Raw genomic sequence first — 20,115 nt, 5'->3', positions numbered from 1 at the left:
CACCGGGCGCAGGCCGACGCCGCCATCGGTACCGGCGGGCCGTGGACTACGCCAGGATGCGCGCCATCGCCGAGCAACTCGAGGCTTACGCCGAGGGCCTCGAAGGAGCTTGGTGCGTCGAGATCGGCCCGTCGGGACCCGTACTGGCCATGAGGCACCCGGCGAAGCGTCACGAGGGCACGGTCCGCCGCATCTGCAAGCAGCTGGACGAGCGGCGTGCTGACCGTCCGGGTCACCCGGCGCCGGTGACATCTGACGCCGTGTGCCATGACGTCCTGCGCGGGTGATCGGGATCACCGTGGATGGGGGTGGGCGCCCTCTGGGATGGGAGATGAGGTTAGGCTAGCCTAAGCCTGTTTCCAGCCGGGGGGATCGGCGTGCATCCGCCGGCTCCGTACGCACGAAAGCAGACCCGCCCATGTCGAATGCCAGAACCGCCCGCTTCTCCCGTCGCGGACTGCTCGCCGCCGGTGGCGCTCTCGGACTCGGGGCCGTGCTCACGGCCTGCGGAGACGACAAGAAGGACAGCGGCTCGGGCTCGAAGGGCGAGGCCAAGTCCGGGCCGTGGACCTACAAGGACGACCGCGGCGAGACCGTGAAGCTCGGCAAGGTGCCCGCGAACATCGTCGCGTTCACCGGTGTCGCCGCCGCCCTGTACGACTACGGCATCGAGGTCAAGGGCGTCTTCGGCCCGACCAGGACCAAGGACGGCAAGGCCGATGTCCAGGCCGGCGACATGGACATCAGCAAGGTGACCATCCTGGGCAACGTCTGGGACCAGTTCAACGTGGAGAAGTACGCGGCGCTCGCCCCCGACGTCCTCATCTCCACCACCTTCGACAGCGCCGGCACCCTCTGGTACGTCCCCGAGAAGTCCAAGGACAAGATCGCCAAGCTGGCGCCGAGCGTCGCCATCTCCGTCTACGACCGTCAGCTCACCAAGCCGCTGCAGCGCATGTGGGAGCTGGCCGAGTCCCTGGGCGCCGACATGAGGGCCGCGAAGGCCGTCGAGGCGAAGAAGCGCTTCGAGGAGGCCTCCGCGCGGCTGCGCAAGGCCGCAAAGGCCAACCCGGACATCAAGGTGATGGCCGGTTCCGCGAGCCAGGAGCTGTTCTACGTCTCCGGCACCAACCTCTCCGTCGACCTCGAGTACTTCAAGGCCCTCGGCGTGAACTTCGTCGAGCCGTCCGAGGAGGCCAAGAAGGACACCGGCGGCTGGTTCGAGAGCCTGAGCTGGGAGAACATCGACAAGTACGAGGCCGACATCATCATGATGGACGACCGTACGTCGGCGATCCAGCCGAAGGACATCACCGAGGCGACCTGGAAGAAGCTGCCCGCGGTCAAGGCCGGCCAGGTCATCCCGCGCTCCGCCGAGCCGATCCTGTCGTACGACAAGTGCGTGCCGCTGGTGGAGAACCTCGCCGCCGCCCTCGAGAAGGCCAAGAAGGTCAGCTGAGCCGGGTCCGGCAGTCGTCGGGCGCACGGGGCGGACGACGGACCGGCCGCGGGGTGACTCGCGGCCGGTCGCACAATCCGCGCCGTCCCCTGCGCCCTGACGCGGGCCCTCTCCCCCGCCCCCACTGGAGCCCCGCATGACCACCGCCGTGGCCAGTCCGTTCCGCTTCTTCGACCTGCAGGTGCTGCGCACCAGGCGGCTCACGCCGTCCCTGGTCCGGGTCACCTTCGGCGGGCCCGAGCTGCGCGAGTTCCGTTCGCGGGGGCTCGACCAGTCGCTGTCGCTGTTCCTGCCCCACCCCGGGCAGGAACAACCCGTCGTCCCGGTCGAGCTGGGCGACGGCTGGTGGCAGGCCTGGCGTGAACTGCCCGACGACATGCGGGCGGTGATGCGGTCGTACACCCTCCGCGGGCTGCGCACGGACGCCGCGGGGCTGACCACCGAGGTCGACATCGACTTCGTGCTGCACGGCGTCGAGGGCGGGGGCTGCGGGGCGGCGGGCCCCGCCTCCCGCTGGGCGGCGCGGGCCGCCGCGGGGGACCGCGTGCTGCTGCTCGGTCCCGCCGTCGCCGACAACCGGTCCATCCGCTTCCGGCCGCCCGAGGGCACCGATCTGATCCTGCTGTGGGCGGACGAGACCGCCCTGCCCGCCACCGCCGCCGTGCTCGAGGCGCTGCCCGCCGGCACCCCGGTCCGGGCCTGGCTGGAGGTGCCGCACACCGGGGACGTGCACGATCTGACGACCGCGGCGGAGGCCGAGATCACCTGGTTCGTGCGGAACGGGCTCGGGGCGGCCCCGGACGTCCCCATGGCCCTGGACAGCATCCGCCAGGAACAACTGCCGCCCGCCGTACGGCCGTACGTGTGGATCGCGGGCGAGGCGTCGGGGGTGAAGGCGCTGCGTCGGCACTTCGTCGACGAGCGCGGGACCGACCGCCGGTGCGTCACCTTCGTGGGCTACTGGCGGCGCGGGCTGACCGAGGAGCAGCTGCGCGAACGGGGCGAGTAGGCGGGCGAGTTGACTGTTCGTCACCGCCCCGGGCGGGAGGACGATCACGATTCCGGAGCCAGTGGCGGCGTGACCAAGGTTAGGCTAACCTAAGTCACGCCGCTACGCGTTACGCACGACAACCCCGCTCCCTCCCGCACCGGACCGTCCCCGGAGGACCCGCACATGCGCTCGCACCTGCTCAACGACACCAACGCGGAGCACTACCGCCGCTCCGTGATCGAAGGAGTCGAGCGGGTGGCCGGCAAACTCGCCACCACCGAAAGGCCGTTCACCGGGGTCTCCGTGGACGCCCTGGCCCCGCTGATCGACGCGGTCGACCTCGACCAGCCCCTGGGCGACAGCACCGCCGCGCTGGACGAGCTGGAGGACCTCTACCTCCGGGACGCCGTCTACTTCCACCACCCGCGCTACCTCGCCCACCTCAACTGCCCGGTCGTCATCCCGGCCGTGCTCGGCGAGGCCGTGCTCTCCGCCGTCAACTCCTCCCTGGACACCTGGGACCAGTCGGCCGGCGGCACCCTCATCGAGCGCAAGCTCATCGACTGGACGGCCGGCCGCATCGGCCTGGGACCGGCCGCCGACGGCGTGTTCACCTCCGGCGGCACCCAGTCCAACCTCCAGGCGCTGCTGCTCGCCCGCGAGGAGGCCAAGACCGACTCGCTCGCCAAGCTGCGGATCTTCGCCTCCGAGGTCAGCCACTTCAGCGTGAAGAAGTCCGCGAAACTGCTCGGCCTCGCCCCCGACGCCGTCGTCCCGGTCCCGGTCGACCACGACAAGCGCCTGCAGACCGTCGCCCTCGCCCGCGAGCTGGAGCGCTGCAAGGAGTCCGGCCTGGTCCCCATGGCCGTGGTCGCCACCGCGGGCACCACCGACTTCGGTTCCATCGACCCGCTGCCGGAGATCGCCGGGCTGTGCGGGCAGTACGGCACCTGGATGCACGTCGACGCCGCCTACGGCTGCGGGCTGCTCGCCTCGCTGAAGTACCGGGACCGCATCGCCGGCATCGAGCACGCCGACTCGGTCACCGTCGACTACCACAAGTCCTTCTTCCAGCCGGTGAGTTCCTCCGCCGTGCTGGTGCGGGACGCCGCCACGCTGCGGCACGCCACCTACCACGCCGACTACCTCAACCCGCGGCGCGCGGTGGCCGAGCGCATCCCCAACCAGGTCGACAAGTCCCTGCAGACCACCCGCCGCTTCGACGCCCTCAAGCTGTGGATGACGCTGCGCGTGATGGGCGCCGACGGCATCGGCCGGCTCTTCGACGAGGTGTGCGACCTCGCCGCCGTGGGCTTCCGGATGCTCGCCGCCGACCCGCGCTTCGACGTGGTCGTCGAGCCGAGCCTGTCCACGCTGGTCTTCCGCTACATCCCGGCGGCCGTCACCGACCCGTCCGGGATCGACCGCGCCAACCTCTACGCCCGCAAGGCCCTGTTCGCCTCCGGCGACGCCGTGGTCGCGGGCACCAAGGTGGGCGGGCGCCACTACCTGAAGTTCACCCTGCTCAACCCCGAGACCACGACGGCCGACATCGCGGCCGTCCTCGATCTGATCGCCGGCCACGCCGAGCAGTACCTGGGAGAGTCCCTTGACCGCGCTTGCTGACACCTCGACGAGGACCTACGACTTCGTGGGGATCGGGCTCGGGCCCTTCAACCTCGGCCTGGCCTGCCTCACCGAGCCCATCGCCGAACTCGACGGCATCTTCCTGGAGTCCAAGCCGGACTTCGCATGGCACGCCGGAATGTTCCTGGACGGTGCCCATCTGCAGACGCCGTTCATGTCGGACCTGGTCACCCTCGCCGACCCGACGTCCCCCTACTCCTTCCTCAACTACCTGAAGGAGAAGGGCAGACTCTACTCGTTCTACATCCGGGAGAACTTCTACCCGCTGCGCGTCGAGTACGACGACTACTGCCGCTGGGCCGCGAGCAGACTGAGCAGCATCCGCTTCGGCACCACCGTCACCGAGGTCATCTACGACGGCGAGGCGTACGTGGTGCGGACCGACACCGGTGAGTCCTTCATCGCCCGCCACCTCGTCCTCGGCACCGGCACCACGCCCCACGTCCCGGAGGCCTGCCGGGACCTGGGCGGCGACTTCATCCACAACTCCCGCTATCTGCACCACAAGGAGCAGCTCCAGCGGAAGAAGTCGATCACCCTGGTGGGCAGCGGCCAGTCCGCCGCCGAGATCTACTACGACCTGCTCAGCGAGATCGACGTCCACGGCTACCGGCTGAACTGGGTGACCCGCTCCCCGCGCTTCTTCCCGCTGGAGTACACCAAGCTCACGCTGGAGATGACGTCCCCGGAGTACATCGACTACTACCACGCCCTGCCGGAGCAGACCCGCTACCGCCTGATGGCCCAGCAGAAGGGCCTGTTCAAGGGCATCGACGGCGATCTGATCAACGAGATCTTCGACCTGCTGTACCAGAAGAACCTCGGCGGCCCGGTGCCGACCCGGCTGCTCACCAACTCGGCCCTCACCGGCGCCCGCCACGAGAACGGCACGTACACCCTCACCTTCCACCAGGAGGAGCAGGACAAGGACTTCGAGATCGAGTCCGAGGGGCTGATCCTCGCCACCGGCTACCACTACGTCGAGCCGGAGTTCCTCAAGCCCGTGCGCCAGCGGCTGCGCTACGACTCGCAGGGCAACTTCGACGTCGCCCGCAACTACGCCATCGACGTCACCGGCCGGGGGATCTTCCTGCAGAACGGCGGGGTCCACACCCACAGCATCACCAGCCCCGACCTGGGCATGGGCGCCTACCGCAACTCGTACATCATCCGGGAGCTGCTCGGCACCGAGTACTACCCGGTCGAGAAGACCATCGCGTTCCAGGAGTTTGCCGTATGACCTTCACCTTCCGTCCCGTCGACCCGCTGAAGGACGCGGAACTGCTGCACGCGTGGGTGACCCACCCCAAGGCCGCCTTCTGGATGATGCAGGACGCCAGGCTGGAGGACGTCGAGCGCGAGTACATGAAGATCGCCGCCGACGAGCACCACCACGCGTACCTCGGCCTGCACGAGGACGGCACGCCCGCCTTCCTGATGGAGAAGTACGACCCCGCGCACCGGGAGCTGGTCGGGCTCTACGAGCCGGGGCCCGGCGACGTCGGCATGCACTTCCTCACCCCGCCGACGGACCGGCCGGTGCACGGGTTCACCCGGTCCGTCATCACCGCCGTGATGGCGCACCTCTTCGAGGACCCGGCCGTCCGGCGGGTCGTGGTCGAGCCGGACGTGGAGAACAAGGCCGTGCACGCGCTGAACGAGGCGGTCGGGTTCGTGCCCGAGCGCGAGATACAGAAGCCGGAGAAGAGGGCCTTGCTGAGTTTCTGCACCCGGGAGCAGTTCCTCGCGGCGACGGGAGTGGCCGCGTGAACCTCGCCGACGCCGTCGCCCATCTGACCCCCGAGCACTGGGAGCGGGCGAGCCGCCTGCTGATCCGCAAGGCGCTCGCCGAGTTCGCGCACGAGCGGCTGATCGAGCCGGAGCGGACCGGCGAGGGCAGCTACGTCGTCCGCTCCGACGACGGGCTGACCGAGTACCGCTTCACCGCCGCCCGCCGCGCCCTCGACCACTGGCAGGTGGACGCGGCCTCCATCACCCGGCACCGGGACGGGGCCGAACTGCCGCTTGCGGCCCTGGACTTCTTCACCGAGCTGCAGAAGTCCCTCGGCCTGAGCGACGAGGTGCTACCGGTCTACCTGGAGGAGATCTCCTCCACCCTCTCCAGCACCTGCTACAAGCTCACCAAACCGCCCGTCACCGCCGCCGAGCTGGCCCGCGCCGACTTCCAGACCGTCGAGACCTCGATGACCGAGGGCCACCCCTGCTTCGTCGCCAACAACGGGCGGCTCGGCTTCGGCATCCACGAGTACCTGTCCTACGCGCCCGAGGCGGCCGGCCCGGTGCGGCTGGTGTGGCTGGCCGCGCACCGCTCGCGGGCCGCGTTCACGGCCGGCGTGGGCATCGAGTACGAGTCCTTCGTCCGGGACGAACTGGGTGCCGAAACCGTCGAGCGCTTCCACGGCGTGCTGCGCGGCCAGGGACTCGACCCGGCCGACTACCTGTTCATCCCGGTCCACCCCTGGCAGTGGTGGAACAAGCTCACCGTCACCTTCGCCGCCGAGGTGGCCCGACGGCACCTGGTGCTGCTCGGCGAGGGCGACGACGAGTATCTGGCCCAGCAGTCCATCCGCACCTTCTTCAACCGCTCCGACCCGCACAAGCACTACGTCAAGACGGCCCTGTCGGTGCTCAACATGGGCTTCATGCGCGGGCTGTCCGCCGCCTACATGGAGGCCACCCCGGCGATCAACGACTGGCTGGCGCAGCTGATCGAGCGGGACGAGGTGCTGCGCTCCACCGGCCTGTCGATCATCCGGGAGCGGGCCGCGGTCGGCTACCGGCACCTGGAGTACGAGCAGGCCACCGACCGCTACTCGCCCTACCGCAAGATGCTGGCGGCGCTGTGGCGGGAGAGCCCCGTGCCCTCCCTGAAGGAGGGCGAGCAGCCGGCCACCATGGCCTCCCTGGTGCATGTGGACCACCAGGGGGCGTCCGTCGCCGGTGCGCTGATCGAGCGGTCGGGCCTCGCCCCCGCCGAGTGGCTGCGCCGCTACCTGCGGGCCTACTACGTCCCGCTGCTGCACAGCTTCTACGCCTACGACCTGGTGTTCATGCCGCACGGCGAGAACGTCATCCTGGTGCTGAAGGACGGCGTGGTGCAGCGGGCGATCTACAAGGACATAGCCGAGGAGATCGCGGTGATGGACCCGGAGGCGGTGCTGCCGCCGGAGGTCTCCCGCATCCGAGTGGAGGTCCCGGAGGACAAGAAGCTGCTGTCGGTCTTCACGGACGTCTTCGACTGCTTCTTCCGCTTCCTGGCCGCGAACCTCGCCACCGAGGGCGTCCTCGACGAGGACACCTTCTGGCGCACGGTCGCCGAGGTCACGCGCGAGTACCAGGAGTCCAGGCCGGAACTCGCGGAGAAGTTCCGGCAGTACGACATGTTCGCCCCGGAGTTCGCGCTGTCCTGCCTCAACCGGCTGCAGCTGCGCAACAACCAGCAGATGGTCGACCTCGCGGACCCCTCGGGCGCCCTCCAGCTGGTCGGCACGCTGCGGAACCCGATCGCCGGGTTCTGACCCGCCCCGCAGGCGGGCATCCAGACGGACGGGCACCCCGGAGTACGGTCCTCCGGGGTGCCCGTCAGCGCGTTCCGGCGCCGGTGTCAGTCCTCGTCGCGCAGCTGGGCGGCCAGCTCCGCCAGCGCCTCGGCGTGCGGACGGGCGGCCGTCCGGCGGTGGTTCAGCCGGTGGTGTCCGGCCAGGGCACCTGCGGCGACCGGTAGTAGCCGATGCCGAGGGCCTCCCAGCGCGGGGCCTGGGCGGCCAGCCGCTCGCGGTAGTCCGCCCAGTCGTGGGTGGCGGCCGGTGACCAGCCGAGCTCGGCGACGCCGGGCAGCCTCGGGAAGGCCATGAACTCCAGATGCCCGGAGTTCTCCAGCGTCTCCGTCCACAGCGGCGCCTCGACGCCGCGGATCGCGGAGGCGGGGGCGCCGGGCAGATAGGTGCCCGGGTCCCAGTCGTAGGACCGCTGCACCTCGACATAGCCGGCCCAGGACAGACCGAGCGGGGTGTTCTTGTCGTACTTCATGTCGAGGTAGACCCGGTCGGCGGGCGAGAGGATCAGCCCGGTGCCGTTGCGCGCGGCGGCGGCCACGCGTTCCTTCTCCGCGTCGCTGGTGCGGTCCAGGCCCCAGTACTGAACGAGCGCGCCGGGCGCCGGGTTGGCGCCGGTGAGCTGGTGCCAGCCGATGACGGTCTTGCCGTACTTGGCGACGACCGGCTGCACGCGGTCCATGAACGTCACGTACTCGTCGTGCGGGGTGGCGTGCGCCTCGTCGCCGCCGATGTGCAGATAGCGGCCCGGGGTGAGCGCGGCCACCTCGCGGATCACGTCCTCGACGAAGTCGTAGGTGATCTCCTTGCCGACGCACAGCGAGCTGAAGCCGACCGCGGTGCCGGTGTACAGCGGCGGTGCCACGCCGTCGCAGTTGAGCGGGGCGTAGGAGGCGAGGGCGGCGTTGGTGTGGCCCGGCATGTCGATCTCGGGCACGACCTCCAGGTGGCGGGAGGCGGCGTAGCGGACGATCTCCTTGTAGTCGGCCTTGGTGTAGTAGCCGCCGGGGCCGCCGCCGACCTCGGTGGAGCCGCCGTAGGTGGCCAGGCGCGGCCAGGAGTCGATGGCGATGCGCCAGCCCTGGTCGTCGCTGAGGTGCAGATGCAGCTTGTTGAGCTTGTAGAGGGCGATCTGGTCGATGTAGCGCTTGACCTCGGCGACGGAGAAGAAGTGCCGGGAGACGTCCAGCATGGCGCCGCGCCAGCGGAAGCGCGGGCGGTCCTCGATGGTGCCGCCGGCGACCAGCCAGGGGCCGGGCTGCACGGAGTCCTTCTCCACGGCGGCGGGCAGCAGCTGACGGAGCGTCTGCACGCCGTGGAAGAGCCCGGCGGGCCGCGCGGCGGTGATGGTGACGCCGGAGCGCCCGCTGCGCAGGCGGTACCCCTCGTCGCCGAAGGGGCCCTTGCCCAGGCGGAGTTGGATGCCGCCATGGCCGTGGGTGGTGACCGGGAGCCGGTAGCCGGTGGAGGGCCGCAGGACGTCGGCGAGGTACTGCCCGACGGAGCGGGCCTCGCGCGAGCCGTCGGTGCGGATGTGGGTGCCGCGGGTGATGCGATAGGGGGAGCCGCCCGGCTGCACCGAGGCGGGGGCCGGGACGACGCGATCGAGCGGGACGGGGGCGGGGGTCCGGTTCTCGGCGGCGGCGGGGGCGGCCCCGGTGACGGAGACGCCCAGAGCCGTGGCGAGCAGCAGGGAACCGAGAAGGCGGAACGTTCTGTGGTGCGGTCGTACACAGCGTTCTCTCACAACCGTGTCCCTTCCGTGCGCAGTTGCGCTCAAAGAGGTCTGGACCACCCTCTCGCGAGTGAGGTGGAACAATCCAGACCATGGCGGAAATCATCCAGAGGGACGGCACCTGGACCTTCGACGGCGATGCACTCCGGCTGACCCCCGGACGGGACAAGAGCGTCGGTCTGCTGCGCAGGACCCTGGGCGAACTGGTGGTGCCGCTGGGCGCGTTGGCGGGGATCTCGTTCGAGCACGGCAAGAAGTCGGGGCGGCTCAGGCTGCGGCTGCGCGACGGCGCCGACCCGCTGCTGCTGGCGACCGGCGGACGGCTGACCGAGCCGCACGACCCGTACCAGCTGGTGGTGGACTCCGACCGGTACGGCGTCGCCGAGTACTTCGTGGACGAGGTGCGCAACGCCCTGCTGCTGGACGAGGTTCCGTCCGGCCCGGTGGACTCCCTCCTGCTGCCGGGTCCCTCCGTCCTGCTGTCCGTCTCCGCCGGGGACGGCACGGTGAGCTTCGACGGGGAGCGGGTCCGCCTGGAGTGGAACTGGAAGACGGAGGACGCCAAGGCCGCCGCGGGCACCCGCACCCTGGCGCTTGAGGACATCGCCTCCGTGGAGTGGCAGCCGGCCGCCGGCCTGGAGAACGGCCATCTGCGGTTCCATGTGCGGGGCGCCGCGACCAAGGCGCCCGCGAAGTACGACCCGAACGCGGTGGAGCTGTGGGGCTTCAAGAAGGACCCGCTGATGGCGCTGGTCGCCGCCGCCGTCCAGGCCCGCCTGCCCCACCCGAAGGCGGCCGGCCCGGCCCACAGCCTCCAGAAGGCGCCGGACACCTCCGCACCGGCTCCCGCCGACCCGCCCCCCCCCGCTCCCGCTCCCGCCCGGGCCGAGGACGATCATGACGCCCTGCTCCGCCGCCTGCGCGAGCTGGGCGAACTGCACCGTTCCGGGGTGCTCACCGACGAGGAGTTCTCCCTGGCCAAGCAGGCGATCCTGAAGCGCATGTAGCAGGACTGCCACAGTCCTGCCCGATATCGGGCAGAATTTTTGCGTCAGAGTCCCCGGTAATCCAGGATCATCGAGTGCACGACGAACTTGTTGATCACCTGACGCGGTCCACGCCCCTCAGCCGGGGCGAGGCGCTGCGGGTGATCCAGGACGTGCTCGCCTACTTCGACGAGACGACCGAGGAGTACGTCCGTCGCCGCCACCGCGAGCTCCAGGCCCAGGGCCTGGTGAACGCGGCGATCTTCGAACGGATCTCGGCGGACCTCAGATATCGCGCGGTAGCCCCGCCGGAGCTCTCGCTCCGGCAGCTGCGGCGCATCGTCTACGGCTAGGAACACACCCATATGTGCGGAATCGTCGGATACATCGGCAGACGTGAGGTCGCTCCCCTGCTGCTCGAGGGACTGCAGCGCCTGGAGTACCGGGGCTACGACTCGGCGGGCATCGTCGTGACGTCCCCGAAGACGGCCGGCCTGAAGATGGTCAAGGCCAAGGGCCGGGTGCGCGACCTGGAGGCCAAGGTCCCCGCCCGCTTCAAGGGCACGGTGGGCATCGCCCACACCCGCTGGGCCACCCACGGCGCCCCCTCCGACGTCAACGCCCACCCCCACCTGGACGCCGAGGGCAAGGTCGCCGTCGTCCACAACGGCATCATCGACAACGCCGCCGACCTGCGCCGCAAGCTGGAGGCGGACGGCGTGGAGTTCCTCTCCGAGACGGACACCGAGGTGATCGTCCACCTCATCGCCCGCTCGCAGGCGGAGAAGCTGGAGGACAAGGTCCGCGAGACCGTGCGCCTCATCGAGGGCACCTACGGCATCGCCGTGGTGCACGCCGACTTCCCGGACCGAATCGTGGTGGCCCGCAACGGCTCCCCGGTGGTGCTCGGCATCGGCGAGAAGGAGATGTTCGTCGCCTCGGACATCGCCGCTCTGGTCGCCCACACCCGCCAGATCGTCACCCTCGACGACGGCGAGATGGCCACCCTCAAGGCGGACGACTTCCGCACCTACACCACCGAGGGCACCCGCACCACGGCCGAGCCCACCACCGTGGAGTGGGAGGCCGCCTCCTACGACATGGGCGGCCACGACACCTACATGCACAAGGAGATCCACGAGCAGGCCGACGCCGTGGACCGGGTGCTGCGCGGCCGGATCGACGACCGCTTCTCCACCGTGCACCTCGGCGGCCTCAACCTGGACGCCCGCGAGGCCCGCCGGATCCGCCGGGTGAAGATCCTGGGCTGCGGCACCTCGTACCACGCGGGCATGATCGGCGCCCAGATGATCGAGGAGCTGGCCCGCATCCCCGCCGACGCCGAGCCGGCCTCGGAGTTCCGCTACCGCAACGCGGTCGTGGACCCCGACACCCTCTACGTGGCCGTCTCCCAGTCCGGTGAGACCTACGACGTGCTGGCGGCGGTGCAGGAGCTGAAGCGCAAGGGCGCCCGGGTCCTCGGCGTGGTCAACGTGGTGGGCTCCGCGATCGCCCGCGAGGCGGACGGCGGCATCTACGTCCACGCCGGCCCGGAGGTCTGCGTGGTCTCCACCAAGTGCTTCACCAACACCTGCGTCGCCTTCGCCCTGCTCGCCCTGCACCTCGGCCGCACCCGTGACCTCTCGGTCCGCGACGGCAAGCGGATCATCGAGGGCCTGCGCAAGCTCCCGGAGCAGATCGCGGAGATGCTCAAGCAGGAGGAGGAGATCAAGCAGCTGGCGCTGAAGTACGCCGAGGCCCGCTCGATGCTCTTCATCGGCCGGGTCCGCGGCTACCCGGTGGCCCGCGAGGCATCCCTGAAGCTCAAGGAGGTCTCGTACATCCACGCCGAGGCCTACCCCGCCTCCGAGCTCAAGCACGGCCCGCTGGCCCTGATCGAGCCGGCCCTGCCGACGGTCGCCATCGTCCCGGACGACGACCTGCTGGAGAAGAACCGCGCCGCGATGGAGGAGATCAAGGCCCGCAGCGGCCAGATCCTCGCGGTGGCGCACCAGGAGGAGTCCAAGGCCGACCACACCATCGTGGTGCCGAAGAACGAGGACGAGCTCGACCCCATCCTGATGGGCATCCCGCTCCAGCTCCTCGCCTACCACACGGCCCTGGCCCTGGGCCGGGACATCGACAAGCCCCGCAACCTCGCCAAGTCGGTGACGGTGGAGTAGGACCCGGCCGGTGACGGTCGAGCAGGGCCTGACCGGTGACGGTCGAGCAGGACCCGGCCGGTGACGGTCGAGCAGCACCCGGCCCCCGACGGCCGGGCAGGGCCCGCTCAGACGTCCGAACGGACCCCAGGTGTGCCACCCACACACCGGGGTCCGTTCTCGTTCGCCGGGAGCCGCCCAACTCCCGGCCGCCGACGGGCTTTCACACGGCTAGCCGGTGGCCGTCACTCCCCGGCCCGCGCGCCGCGGAAGCACCGTCGGCCAGTGCGCGTACGCGGCCGTCGCCGCGTACCAGGCGACCGCCCCCGCCGCGACGGCGAACCAGCCGCCCACCTTCGCCAGGCCGTCGTTGCCGGCGAACGAGGCGACCGCCATCAAAACCAGCGCGACCAGGAACAACCCGTAGGTGCCCTTGGCGAGTTGGTCGCCCGGTGCCGCGGTGAGGGTCAGCGCCACCAGCGCGAACAGCAGCAGGAACAGGCCCGTGGCGTTGGCGGACGCCGGCTCGGCGACCGCCCAGGTGAACCACAGGGCGCCGAGGACCGTGTACGCCGTTCCGGAGACCGAGTCACGGTCGCGGAAGGCGAACAGCCCCACGAGGAACAGTGCGACACCGCCCACGTACTGGGCGATGGATCCGGCATCGGCCGCGGTCACGCCGTTGATGACACCGGTGGTCCCGAGTCCGAAGGCCAGCAGGGTGATGCCCAGGGCGAGTCGGCCGACCACGGTGGTGATTCCGCTTCCCGCGGAGACGTCGTTGTCCACGGCGGGCTCCCTTCGTGCATGTGCAGTTGTGCGGTGAGCGATATATGCCCTTCACAAGGGCACAAACACCTCTACGCGCGAGTAGGTTCACACATCCGCGGAAGGGGCTGACGAGTTCCCAGATCTCATCTCGCCTGGGACAACGAGCAGTTACGGAATCACAACGACGGGCCGCTGCGCCCGCTTGGCGAGCCGCCCGGCCACCGAGCCGAAGATCCGGCCCACGATGCCGTGCGTGGAGCCCACCACGATCGCGTCGGCCTCGTACTCCCGGCCGACCTCTTCCAGTTCGTGACAGATGTCACCGCCGCGCTCGACCAGGATCCAGGGCACCTCGGCGAGGTAGTCGGCACAGGCCAGCTCCAGGCCCAGCACCTCGGTGCGGTGATCCGGGATGTCCACGAAGACCGGCGGCTCACAGCCGGCCCACACCGTGGTCGGCAGCCGGTTGGCGACATGGACGATGATCAGTCCGGAGCCGGAGCGCCGCGCCATGCCGATCGCATAGGCGAGGGCCCGCTCGCTGGAGGTGGAGCCGTCGAAGCCGACGACCACTCCGTGCCGGAAGGCGGGATCACAGGAATGGCGTGGCTGTTCCGCCGCCAGAGGATCGGCCGCCGTCGGGTCGGCGACCGGCCGCTTGCGGTCCGCTGGTTCGAAGAATTCGTGACCGGCCATGGCTGTCTCGGCGTTGTGATCCTTTTATGGGGGACGACAGTGTGCGGCGGAGCTGTGTCCGGGAATGGTCTTCCCAACCCCATACCCCCAAGGGTACGGCGGCACGCCTCCTAAGCCCAGATCCCGTACACGCTGGCAGCGGGTTCCCCGGAGCATGCACGAGCCGGTGCCCGTAACGCAACGGTTGCTGCGTTGTACAGGCGGTTTGCACAGGATTCAACATTCCTCTGCTCTCCGGGCTCGTCCCGCTGCTTTCCCGGTTGTCGGGGCGGGAAACGCGGGGACGGTGCAGTGACCGAGAGCAGCGCCGCGCGTTGAACTGAGTGAGCCACGCCACAGGGAGCACGCCATGCCCGGACCCGGTCCCGCCCCGGAGGCGGACCGCGCGATCACCGACGTGGTCCGCTGGGCGGCGTTCAGCTGTCTGCTCGTCCCCGTCGTCCTGCTGTGGTGCGGCTCCTCCCTGGCCGGCGCCACCGGCGTGGCCCTGGGCCTCGCCGCCGTCACCGGCGCCTGTCACGTCCTGATCCACCGCTCCGCAGGGGCCGCCGCCCGGCCGCTCGGGGGCGGCGCGACGGGCGGCCCGCCCGCCGGATCACCGCCGCCGCAGGGGTCGCCTCAGGCCGGTGCGCCGCGGCGCGGCCGGCGCCGCCGGCCGTCAACGGCCGCCCTCCGCAGCCGGGGTGGCACCCACCGAAGCGGGCGGCGCGGCGGAGATACACCGGTCGGCTGACCGGTTTCCATGCACCGGGCCGCATGTTTTCAGCCAACTTCCGGTTCCTGTGCATCACCGCCCCGCACCACCCGGTAACCCGCATCCGACCTGCACGGAAAGGGTCGCACGGGGTCTGCGCACCCTACGGGGTTTGGCCACTGCGACGAGGCGTACTTCCCTGCACCCTCCCCTAGTGCAACGCTTCGTGATCGAATGCTTCACGCCAAGTTGCCAAGTCGACAATGAGCCGGGTGCCGAACTGGCCACCCGGGCGCGACCGGACACAGTAGATTCGATCTTGACTGTTACGGCGGGGGACTCGTGCAAAACCGAGGGGAAACGTGCAGGAGCGACACGACCGAGGAGCCACGACCACCGAGGGGGGCTTAGCAGCATGAGCCACGACTCCACTGCCGCGCCGGAAACCGCGGCCCGGAAACTCGCCGGGCGCCGCCGCAAGGAGATCGTCGCGGTGCTGCTGTTCAGCGGCGGCCCCATTTTCGAGAGTTCCATACCTTTGTCGGTGTTCGGGGTTGACCGCCAGGACGCCGGCGTGCCGCGCTACCGACTGCTGGTGTGCGGCGGCGAGGAAGGCCCGCTGAGGACCACAGGGGGCCTGGAACTCACCGCGCCACACGGCCTGGAGGCGATCTCCCGCGCGGGCACGGTCGTCGTACCGGCCTGGCGCTCGATCACCTCACCGCCACCGGAGGAGGCGCTGGAGGCGCTGCGCCGCGCCCACGAGGAGGGCGCACGCATCGTCGGGCTGTGCACCGGCGCCTTCGTCCTCGCGGCGGCGGGACTGCTGGACGGCCGTCCGGCGACGACCCACTGGATGTACGCACCGACGCTGGCGAAACGCTATCCGTCGGTGCACGTCGATCCCCGCGAACTCTTCGTGGACGACGGCGACGTGCTCACCTCCGCGGGCACGGCCGCCGGGATCGACCTGTGTCTGCACATCGTGCGCACCGACCACGGCAACGAGGCGGCCGGAGCGCTCGCCCGCCGTCTGGTGGTGCCGCCGCGCCGGAGCGGAGGCCAGGAACGCTACCTGGACCGCTCTTTACCGGAGGAGATCGGCGCCGACCCGCTCGCCGAGGTCGTCGCCTGGGCGCTGGAGCACCTCCACGAGCAGTTCGACGTGGAGACGCTGGCCGCCCGTGCGTACATGAGCCGTCGTACATTCGACCGCCGCTTCCGCTCGCTGACCGGCAGCGCGCCGCTGCAGTGGCTGATCACCCAGCGGGTGCTGCAGGCGCAGCGGCTGCTGGAGACGTCGGACTACTCGGTGGACGAGGTCGCCGGCCGCTGCGGCTTCCGCTCACCGGTGGCGCTGCGCGGGCACTTCCGGCGGCAGCTGGGCTCCTCCCCGGCCGCCTACCGGGCCGCCTACCGTGCGCGGCGCCCGCAGGGCGAGCGGAACCAGGGCGCCGACGGCGGTGCGCAGACCGCGCAGGGGGGCACGGCCGCACCGGAACCGCAGCAGCCTCCGGCCCGGCCGCAGGCGTCGCTGCACCCGGAGGGCCAGGTCCCGCACCAGTCCCGGCGCTCGGCGAGCGCCGCGCTGGGCCTGACGGCCGCGGGCAGCGTCCCGGGCCAGCGCGGCGCACCGTGAGCCGGCCGCCACGATGAGCGACGTACGGGCCGGGGGTCATGAGGCCCCCGGCCCGTCCCGCATGCCCGCCACCGCCCGCGGCGGGCACAAGAGCGACGACCCCACACCCCCTGCGCCGCGGTGCGCCGTAGGGTGAGACACATGAACGATCGCATGGTGTGGATCGACTGCGAGATGACCGGCCTCTCGCTGTCGGACGACGCGCTCATCGAGGTGGCCGCCCTCGTCACCGACTCCGAGCTGAACGTGCTCGGGGAGGGCGTGGACATCGTCATCCGTCCGCCGGAGCGGGCACTGGAGACGATGCCGGAGGTGGTGCGTCAGATGCACACCGCGTCCGGGCTGCTCGCCGAGCTGGAGGGCGGCACGACACTCGAGGACGCCGAGCAGCAGGTCCTCGCGTATGTGAAGGAGCACGTCAAGGAGCCGGGCAAGGCCCCGCTGTGCGGAAACTCGGTCGGTACCGACCGCGGGTTCCTCCTGCGCGACATGCCCACCCTGGAGGACTACCTCCACTACCGCGTCGTCGACGTCTCGTCGATCAAGGAGCTGGCGCGCCGCTGGTATCCGCGGGCCTACTTCAACAGCCCCGAGAAGAACGGCAACCACCGCGCCCTCGCCGACATCCGCGAGTCCATCGCGGAGCTGCGCTACTACCGCGAGGCCATCTTCGTGCCGCAGCCGGGGCCCGATTCCGACACCGCGAAGAAGATCGCCGCCAAGTACGTTCTGCCTGCTCAGTAGGCAGAACGGGGGGCCTGGAGGGGGCGCCGCACAAGTCGTGCGCGAGCACCCCTTCGGACCCTGTACACTTTTTCTCGGCCGGTCAGGGAGAACGACTTCTTCCCAGCACCGGTCGTGGTGGGTGTAGCTCAGCTGGTAGAGCACCTGGTTGTGGTCCAGGATGTCGCGGGTTCAAGTCCCGTCACTCACCCTGAATGACGAGGGGCTGACCTGTGAAAACGGGTCAGCCCCTCGGCGTTGTCCGGGGCCTCCGGCGCTCAGGACGACGACCGCTCCACCAGCTCCGTCGGCAGCACCACGTGGCGGCGCTCGAGGGCGCGGGAGACCGCCGGGCGGCGGTCGGCTATCTCGGCGAGCAGCAGGTCGATCATGCTGCGGCCCATCTCCTCTATGGGCTGGCGCACGCTGGTCAGCTGCGGGTCCATGTGGCGGGCGATGGCCGAGTCGTCGTAGCCGACCAGCGCCACGTCACCGGGGATGCGGCGGCCCGCCTCGCGCAGGGCGTGCCGGGCGCCGGCCGCGGTCACGTCGGAGGCGGCGAAGACCGCGTCCAGGTCGGGCCGGCGTTCGAGCAGCGCGGCCATCGCGCGGCGGCCGCCCTCCTCGGTGAAGTCGCCCGGCTCGACGAGGAGTTCGTCCACCTCGTGGCCCGCCTCGCGCAGCGCGTCGCGGTAGCCGTCGATACGGCGCTGGGCACCGTAGACGTCCAGGCGGCCGGTGATGTGGGCGATGCGGCGCCGGCCGCGGGCGAGCAGATGCTCCACCGCCTGCCGGGCACCGCCGTAGTTGTCGGAGTCGACCGAGGTGAGTGTCTCCTCGGCGGACCTCGGGCCGCTGATCACCGCCGGGATGTCCAGCTGGGCGAGCATGTCGGGCAGCGGGTCGTCGGCGTGCACGGAGACCAGCAGCACCCCGTCCACCCGGTGGGCGGCCAGGTACTGGGCGAGACGCTGCCGCTTGCGGTCGCTGCTGGCGAAGGTCAGCAGCAGCTGCATCTCGGTGTCGGACAGCGCCGAGCCGACGCCGCGCAGCATGTCGGAGAAGTACGGCTCGGCGAAGAACCGGGTCTCCGGCTCGGGGACCACGAGGGCGATCGCGTCGGTGCGGTTGGCGGCCAGGGCGCGGGCCGCGGTGTTGGGGACGTAGCCGAGTTCGGCGACGGCGGCCTCCACGGCGGCACGGGTGGCCTCGCTGACCCGGGGCGAGCCGTTGATCACGCGGGAGACCGTGCCGCGGCCGACGCCGGCGCGCGCCGCCACCTCTTCGAGGGTGGGCCGACCGCCGCTGCGGCCCCGCGCTCCGTGGCCTGCCATCGAAGCCCCGCCTTCCGTCGTAGGTCACCGGCTGGAATGTAACAGCCCTGCAGACCGCCATGGCCGGACGGCGGCCGCGGCCACCGGTCCCCGGCGCCTTCGGGCCACTTCCCCCGGTCCGGTTAACAGCCCGATAACTGAACGCAATTCGCTCCGTCTGCTCCCTTGACACCCCCGGCCGGAGCCGCGACTCTTCAACACATCACTTGTGGGAGCGCTCCCACAGTACCTGACACATACACATCCCGCACGTTCCCCGCCCGAGCCGCAGCGAGCACACTACGGGCCCGACCATGCCGTTGGCCGGGGGGTCGGCACGTCAGGGCAACAGGAGGACCGCAATGCGAGCACGTACCCTCCCCCAGTCTCGATCGCGCTCGAAACGGGGGAAGCCTTTCGCGCGCAAGGCGCTGGCCGTCGCGGCCGTGGTGTCGCTGGGCACGGGGCTGCTGGCCGGCTGTGCCGACGACGGCGGTGACGACGGCTCCGGCTCCTCGGCCGGCGGCGAGGGCAAGACCACGATCACCCTGGGTCTGTTCGGCACCTTCGGCTTCAAGGAGGCCGGCCTCTACGACGAGTACGAGAAGCTCAACCCGGATATCAAGATCGCCGAGAATGTCGTCGAGCGGAACGAGAACTACTACCCGGCGCTGCTGAACCACCTCACCACCAACAGCGGCCTGCAGGACATCCAGGCCGTCGAGGTCGGCAACATCACCGAGATCGTGAACACCCAGGCCGGCAAGCTCGAGGACCTGTCCAAGGCGCCGGGCGTGAAGAAGAGCAACTGGCTGGACTGGAAGTGGCAGCAGGCCACCACCAAGGACGGCCAGACCATCGGCCTCGGCACCGACATCGGCCCGATGGCGATCTGCTACCGCAAGGACCTGTTCGAGAAGGCCGGCCTGCCCACCGACCGCGAGGAGGTCGGCAAGCTCTGGGAGGGCGACTGGGCCAAGCTGATCGAGGTCGGTGAGGACTACCAGAAGAAGGCCCCCAAGGGCACCACCTTCATGGACTCCCCCGGCGGCCTGATCAGCGCGATCCTCAGCAGCGAGAAAGAGCGCTTCTACAACTCCTCCGGCGAGATCATCTACAAGACCAACCCCGCCGTGAAGCGGGCCTTCGACCTGACCGCCGAGGCCGCCGAGAAGGGACTCGTCGGCGCCCAGACGCAGTTCCAGCCGTCCTGGGACCAGACGATCGCCAACAGCAAGTTCGCCGCGATCTCCTGCCCGCCGTGGATGCTCGGCTACATCAAGGGCAAGTCGAAGCCGGACGCGGCCGGCAAGTGGGACGTGGCCCTGGCGCCCAAGTCCGGCAACTGGGGCGGCTCCTTCCTGACCGTGCCCAAGAGCGGCAAGAACGTCGAGGAGGCCAAGAAGCTCGCCGCCTGGCTGACCGCGCCCGAGCAGCAGGCCAAGCTGTTCAGCGTGCAGGGCAGCTTCCCGAGCTCGCCTCCCACCTACACCATGTCCGAGGTCACCGGTGCCAAGAACGACATGACGGGTGACGCGCCCATCGGCAAGATCTTCGCCGAGGCGGCCAAGCAGATCCCGCTCCAGGTCATCGGCCCGAAGGACCAGATCATCGGACAGGGCCTGGCGGACAACGGCGTCATCCTGGTCACCAAGGGCAAGTCGCCGGAGGAGGCCTGGGAGACGGCCACCAAGACCATCGACAACAACCTGGACAAGTGACCC

18 protein-coding genes and 1 tRNA gene are annotated in these 20,115 nt (G+C 70.2%); 15 read left to right on the top strand and 4 right to left on the bottom strand.

The genetic code is table 11. From position 1 onward, the window contains the following. The first annotated feature begins 41 nt into the window (after positions 1–41). The 7 genes from ABD198_RS13015 to ABD198_RS12985 all read left to right on the top strand — a co-directional run bounded on the left by ABD198_RS13015 (position 42) and on the right by ABD198_RS12985 (position 7,636). Positions 42–287, top strand: coding sequence for a hypothetical protein (locus ABD198_RS13015; protein ID WP_344000573.1), 246 nt, complete (start codon positions 42–44; stop codon positions 285–287). 131 nt (positions 288–418) lie between these two features. Continuing rightward, entirely contained in the window at positions 419–1,459 is a 1,041-nt protein-coding gene (locus tag ABD198_RS13010; RefSeq protein ID WP_344000571.1) for an ABC transporter substrate-binding protein, read from the top strand. 136 nt (positions 1,460–1,595) lie between these two features. Continuing rightward, positions 1,596–2,468, top strand: a complete 873-nt coding sequence (locus ABD198_RS13005; RefSeq protein ID WP_344000569.1) for a siderophore-interacting protein — start codon at positions 1,596–1,598, stop codon at positions 2,466–2,468. 165 nt (positions 2,469–2,633) lie between these two features. Further along, complete coding sequence (gene desA / locus ABD198_RS13000) at positions 2,634–4,076, top strand: lysine decarboxylase DesA (RefSeq protein ID WP_344000567.1); 1,443 nt, start codon at positions 2,634–2,636, stop codon at positions 4,074–4,076. Then, positions 4,060–5,337 carry a lysine N(6)-hydroxylase/L-ornithine N(5)-oxygenase family protein gene (locus tag ABD198_RS12995; protein ID WP_344000565.1) on the top strand — a complete coding sequence of 426 codons (1,278 nt, stop codon included), beginning with the start codon at positions 4,060–4,062 and terminating at the stop codon, positions 5,335–5,337. The genes desA and ABD198_RS12995 overlap by 17 nt, the downstream gene beginning before the upstream one ends. After that, complete coding sequence (locus tag ABD198_RS12990) at positions 5,334–5,867, top strand: GNAT family N-acetyltransferase (protein ID WP_344000563.1); 534 nt, start codon at positions 5,334–5,336, stop codon at positions 5,865–5,867. The genes ABD198_RS12995 and ABD198_RS12990 overlap by 4 nt, the downstream gene beginning before the upstream one ends. After that, positions 5,864–7,636, top strand: a complete 1,773-nt coding sequence (locus tag ABD198_RS12985; RefSeq protein ID WP_344000561.1) for an IucA/IucC family protein — start codon at positions 5,864–5,866, stop codon at positions 7,634–7,636. The genes ABD198_RS12990 and ABD198_RS12985 overlap by 4 nt, the downstream gene beginning before the upstream one ends. Positions 7,637–7,799: 163 nt before the next feature. Here ABD198_RS12985 and ABD198_RS12980 read toward each other — a convergent pair whose 3' ends face one another. Beyond that, on the bottom strand, positions 7,800–9,419 hold the full coding sequence (locus ABD198_RS12980) for a beta-N-acetylhexosaminidase (protein WP_344000559.1): 1,620 nt from the start codon (positions 9,417–9,419) through the stop codon (positions 7,800–7,802). Between the two features lie 80 nt (positions 9,420–9,499). Here ABD198_RS12980 and ABD198_RS12975 point away from each other — a divergent pair, with 80 nt between their 5' ends. The 3 genes from ABD198_RS12975 (at position 9,500) to glmS (ending at position 12,576) form a co-directional block, all read left to right on the top strand. Then, complete coding sequence (locus ABD198_RS12975; RefSeq protein ID WP_344000557.1) at positions 9,500–10,414, top strand: DUF4429 domain-containing protein; 915 nt, start codon at positions 9,500–9,502, stop codon at positions 10,412–10,414. 74 nt (positions 10,415–10,488) lie between these two features. Next, the gene (locus ABD198_RS12970) at positions 10,489–10,746 is read left to right on the top strand and encodes a hypothetical protein (protein ID WP_167994051.1); all 258 of its coding nucleotides are present in this window, start codon (positions 10,489–10,491) and stop codon (positions 10,744–10,746) included. A 12-nt stretch (positions 10,747–10,758) separates the two neighbouring features. After that, positions 10,759–12,576, top strand: a complete 1,818-nt coding sequence (glmS, locus tag ABD198_RS12965) for a glutamine--fructose-6-phosphate transaminase (isomerizing) (RefSeq protein ID WP_344000554.1) — start codon at positions 10,759–10,761, stop codon at positions 12,574–12,576. A 210-nt stretch (positions 12,577–12,786) separates the two neighbouring features. Here glmS and ABD198_RS12960 read toward each other — a convergent pair whose 3' ends face one another. Further along, positions 12,787–13,344, bottom strand: coding sequence for a hypothetical protein (locus tag ABD198_RS12960; protein ID WP_344000552.1), 558 nt, complete (start codon positions 13,342–13,344; stop codon positions 12,787–12,789). Positions 13,345–13,494: 150 nt separating this feature from the next. Further along, positions 13,495–14,022, bottom strand: a complete 528-nt coding sequence (locus tag ABD198_RS12955; RefSeq protein ID WP_344000550.1) for a universal stress protein — start codon at positions 14,020–14,022, stop codon at positions 13,495–13,497. Positions 14,023–14,371: 349 nt separating this feature from the next. Between ABD198_RS12955 and ABD198_RS12950 the strand changes: the two genes are divergently transcribed. From ABD198_RS12950 to ABD198_RS12935, 4 genes are all read left to right on the top strand, one after another. Further along, positions 14,372–14,755: a hypothetical protein gene (locus ABD198_RS12950; RefSeq protein WP_344000548.1), complete on the top strand. Its 384-nt coding sequence runs from the start codon at positions 14,372–14,374 to the stop codon at positions 14,753–14,755. 376 nt (positions 14,756–15,131) lie between these two features. Further along, positions 15,132–16,355, top strand: coding sequence for a helix-turn-helix domain-containing protein (locus tag ABD198_RS12945; protein ID WP_344000546.1), 1,224 nt, complete (start codon positions 15,132–15,134; stop codon positions 16,353–16,355). A 141-nt stretch (positions 16,356–16,496) separates the two neighbouring features. Next, entirely contained in the window at positions 16,497–17,099 is a 603-nt protein-coding gene (gene orn / locus ABD198_RS12940) for an oligoribonuclease (RefSeq protein WP_344000544.1), read from the top strand. 117 nt (positions 17,100–17,216) lie between these two features. Next, positions 17,217–17,289, top strand: a tRNA-His gene (locus tag ABD198_RS12935). A gap of 67 nt (positions 17,290–17,356) precedes the next feature. On the opposite strand, the gene ABD198_RS12930 is transcribed toward ABD198_RS12935, so the two are convergent. After that, complete coding sequence (locus ABD198_RS12930) at positions 17,357–18,412, bottom strand: LacI family DNA-binding transcriptional regulator (RefSeq protein WP_344000542.1); 1,056 nt, start codon at positions 18,410–18,412, stop codon at positions 17,357–17,359. Positions 18,413–18,753: 341 nt separating this feature from the next. Here ABD198_RS12930 and ABD198_RS12925 point away from each other — a divergent pair, with 341 nt between their 5' ends. Beyond that, positions 18,754–20,112 (top strand): ABC transporter substrate-binding protein, encoded by a 1,359-nt coding sequence (locus tag ABD198_RS12925; protein WP_344000540.1) that lies wholly within the window; start codon positions 18,754–18,756, stop codon positions 20,110–20,112. The last annotated feature ends 3 nt before the right edge of the window (positions 20,113–20,115 follow it).

The sequence above is a fragment of the Streptomyces thermocarboxydovorans genome, from assembly GCF_039524635.1.
GTDB lineage: Bacteria > Actinomycetota > Actinomycetes > Streptomycetales > Streptomycetaceae > Streptomyces > Streptomyces thermocarboxydovorans.
The sequence above is the reverse complement of the archived record's forward strand: the minus strand, read 5'-3'. Positions and strand labels throughout refer to the sequence as shown.

What these genes read in the sequence shown, in the direction of transcription:
- ABD198_RS13010 (WP_344000571.1), top strand. Translation starts at nt 419, where the DNA reads ATGTCGAATGCCAGAACCGCCCGCTTCTCCCGTCGCGGACTGCTCGCC.
- ABD198_RS13005 (WP_344000569.1), top strand. Translation starts at nt 1,596, where the DNA reads ATGACCACCGCCGTGGCCAGTCCGTTCCGCTTCTTCGACCTGCAGGTG.
- desA (WP_344000567.1), top strand. Translation starts at nt 2,634, where the DNA reads ATGCGCTCGCACCTGCTCAACGACACCAACGCGGAGCACTACCGCCGC.
- ABD198_RS12990 (WP_344000563.1), top strand. Translation starts at nt 5,334, where the DNA reads ATGACCTTCACCTTCCGTCCCGTCGACCCGCTGAAGGACGCGGAACTG.
- ABD198_RS12975 (WP_344000557.1), top strand. Translation starts at nt 9,500, where the DNA reads ATGGCGGAAATCATCCAGAGGGACGGCACCTGGACCTTCGACGGCGAT.
- glmS (WP_344000554.1), top strand. Translation starts at nt 10,759, where the DNA reads ATGTGCGGAATCGTCGGATACATCGGCAGACGTGAGGTCGCTCCCCTG.
- ABD198_RS12955 (WP_344000550.1), bottom strand. Translation starts at nt 14,022, where the DNA reads ATGGCCGGTCACGAATTCTTCGAACCAGCGGACCGCAAGCGGCCGGTC.
- ABD198_RS12950 (WP_344000548.1), top strand. Translation starts at nt 14,372, where the DNA reads ATGCCCGGACCCGGTCCCGCCCCGGAGGCGGACCGCGCGATCACCGAC.
- ABD198_RS12945 (WP_344000546.1), top strand. Translation starts at nt 15,132, where the DNA reads ATGAGCCACGACTCCACTGCCGCGCCGGAAACCGCGGCCCGGAAACTC.
- orn (WP_344000544.1), top strand. Translation starts at nt 16,497, where the DNA reads ATGAACGATCGCATGGTGTGGATCGACTGCGAGATGACCGGCCTCTCG.
- ABD198_RS12930 (WP_344000542.1), bottom strand. Translation starts at nt 18,412, where the DNA reads ATGGCAGGCCACGGAGCGCGGGGCCGCAGCGGCGGTCGGCCCACCCTC.
- ABD198_RS12925 (WP_344000540.1), top strand. Translation starts at nt 18,754, where the DNA reads ATGCGAGCACGTACCCTCCCCCAGTCTCGATCGCGCTCGAAACGGGGG.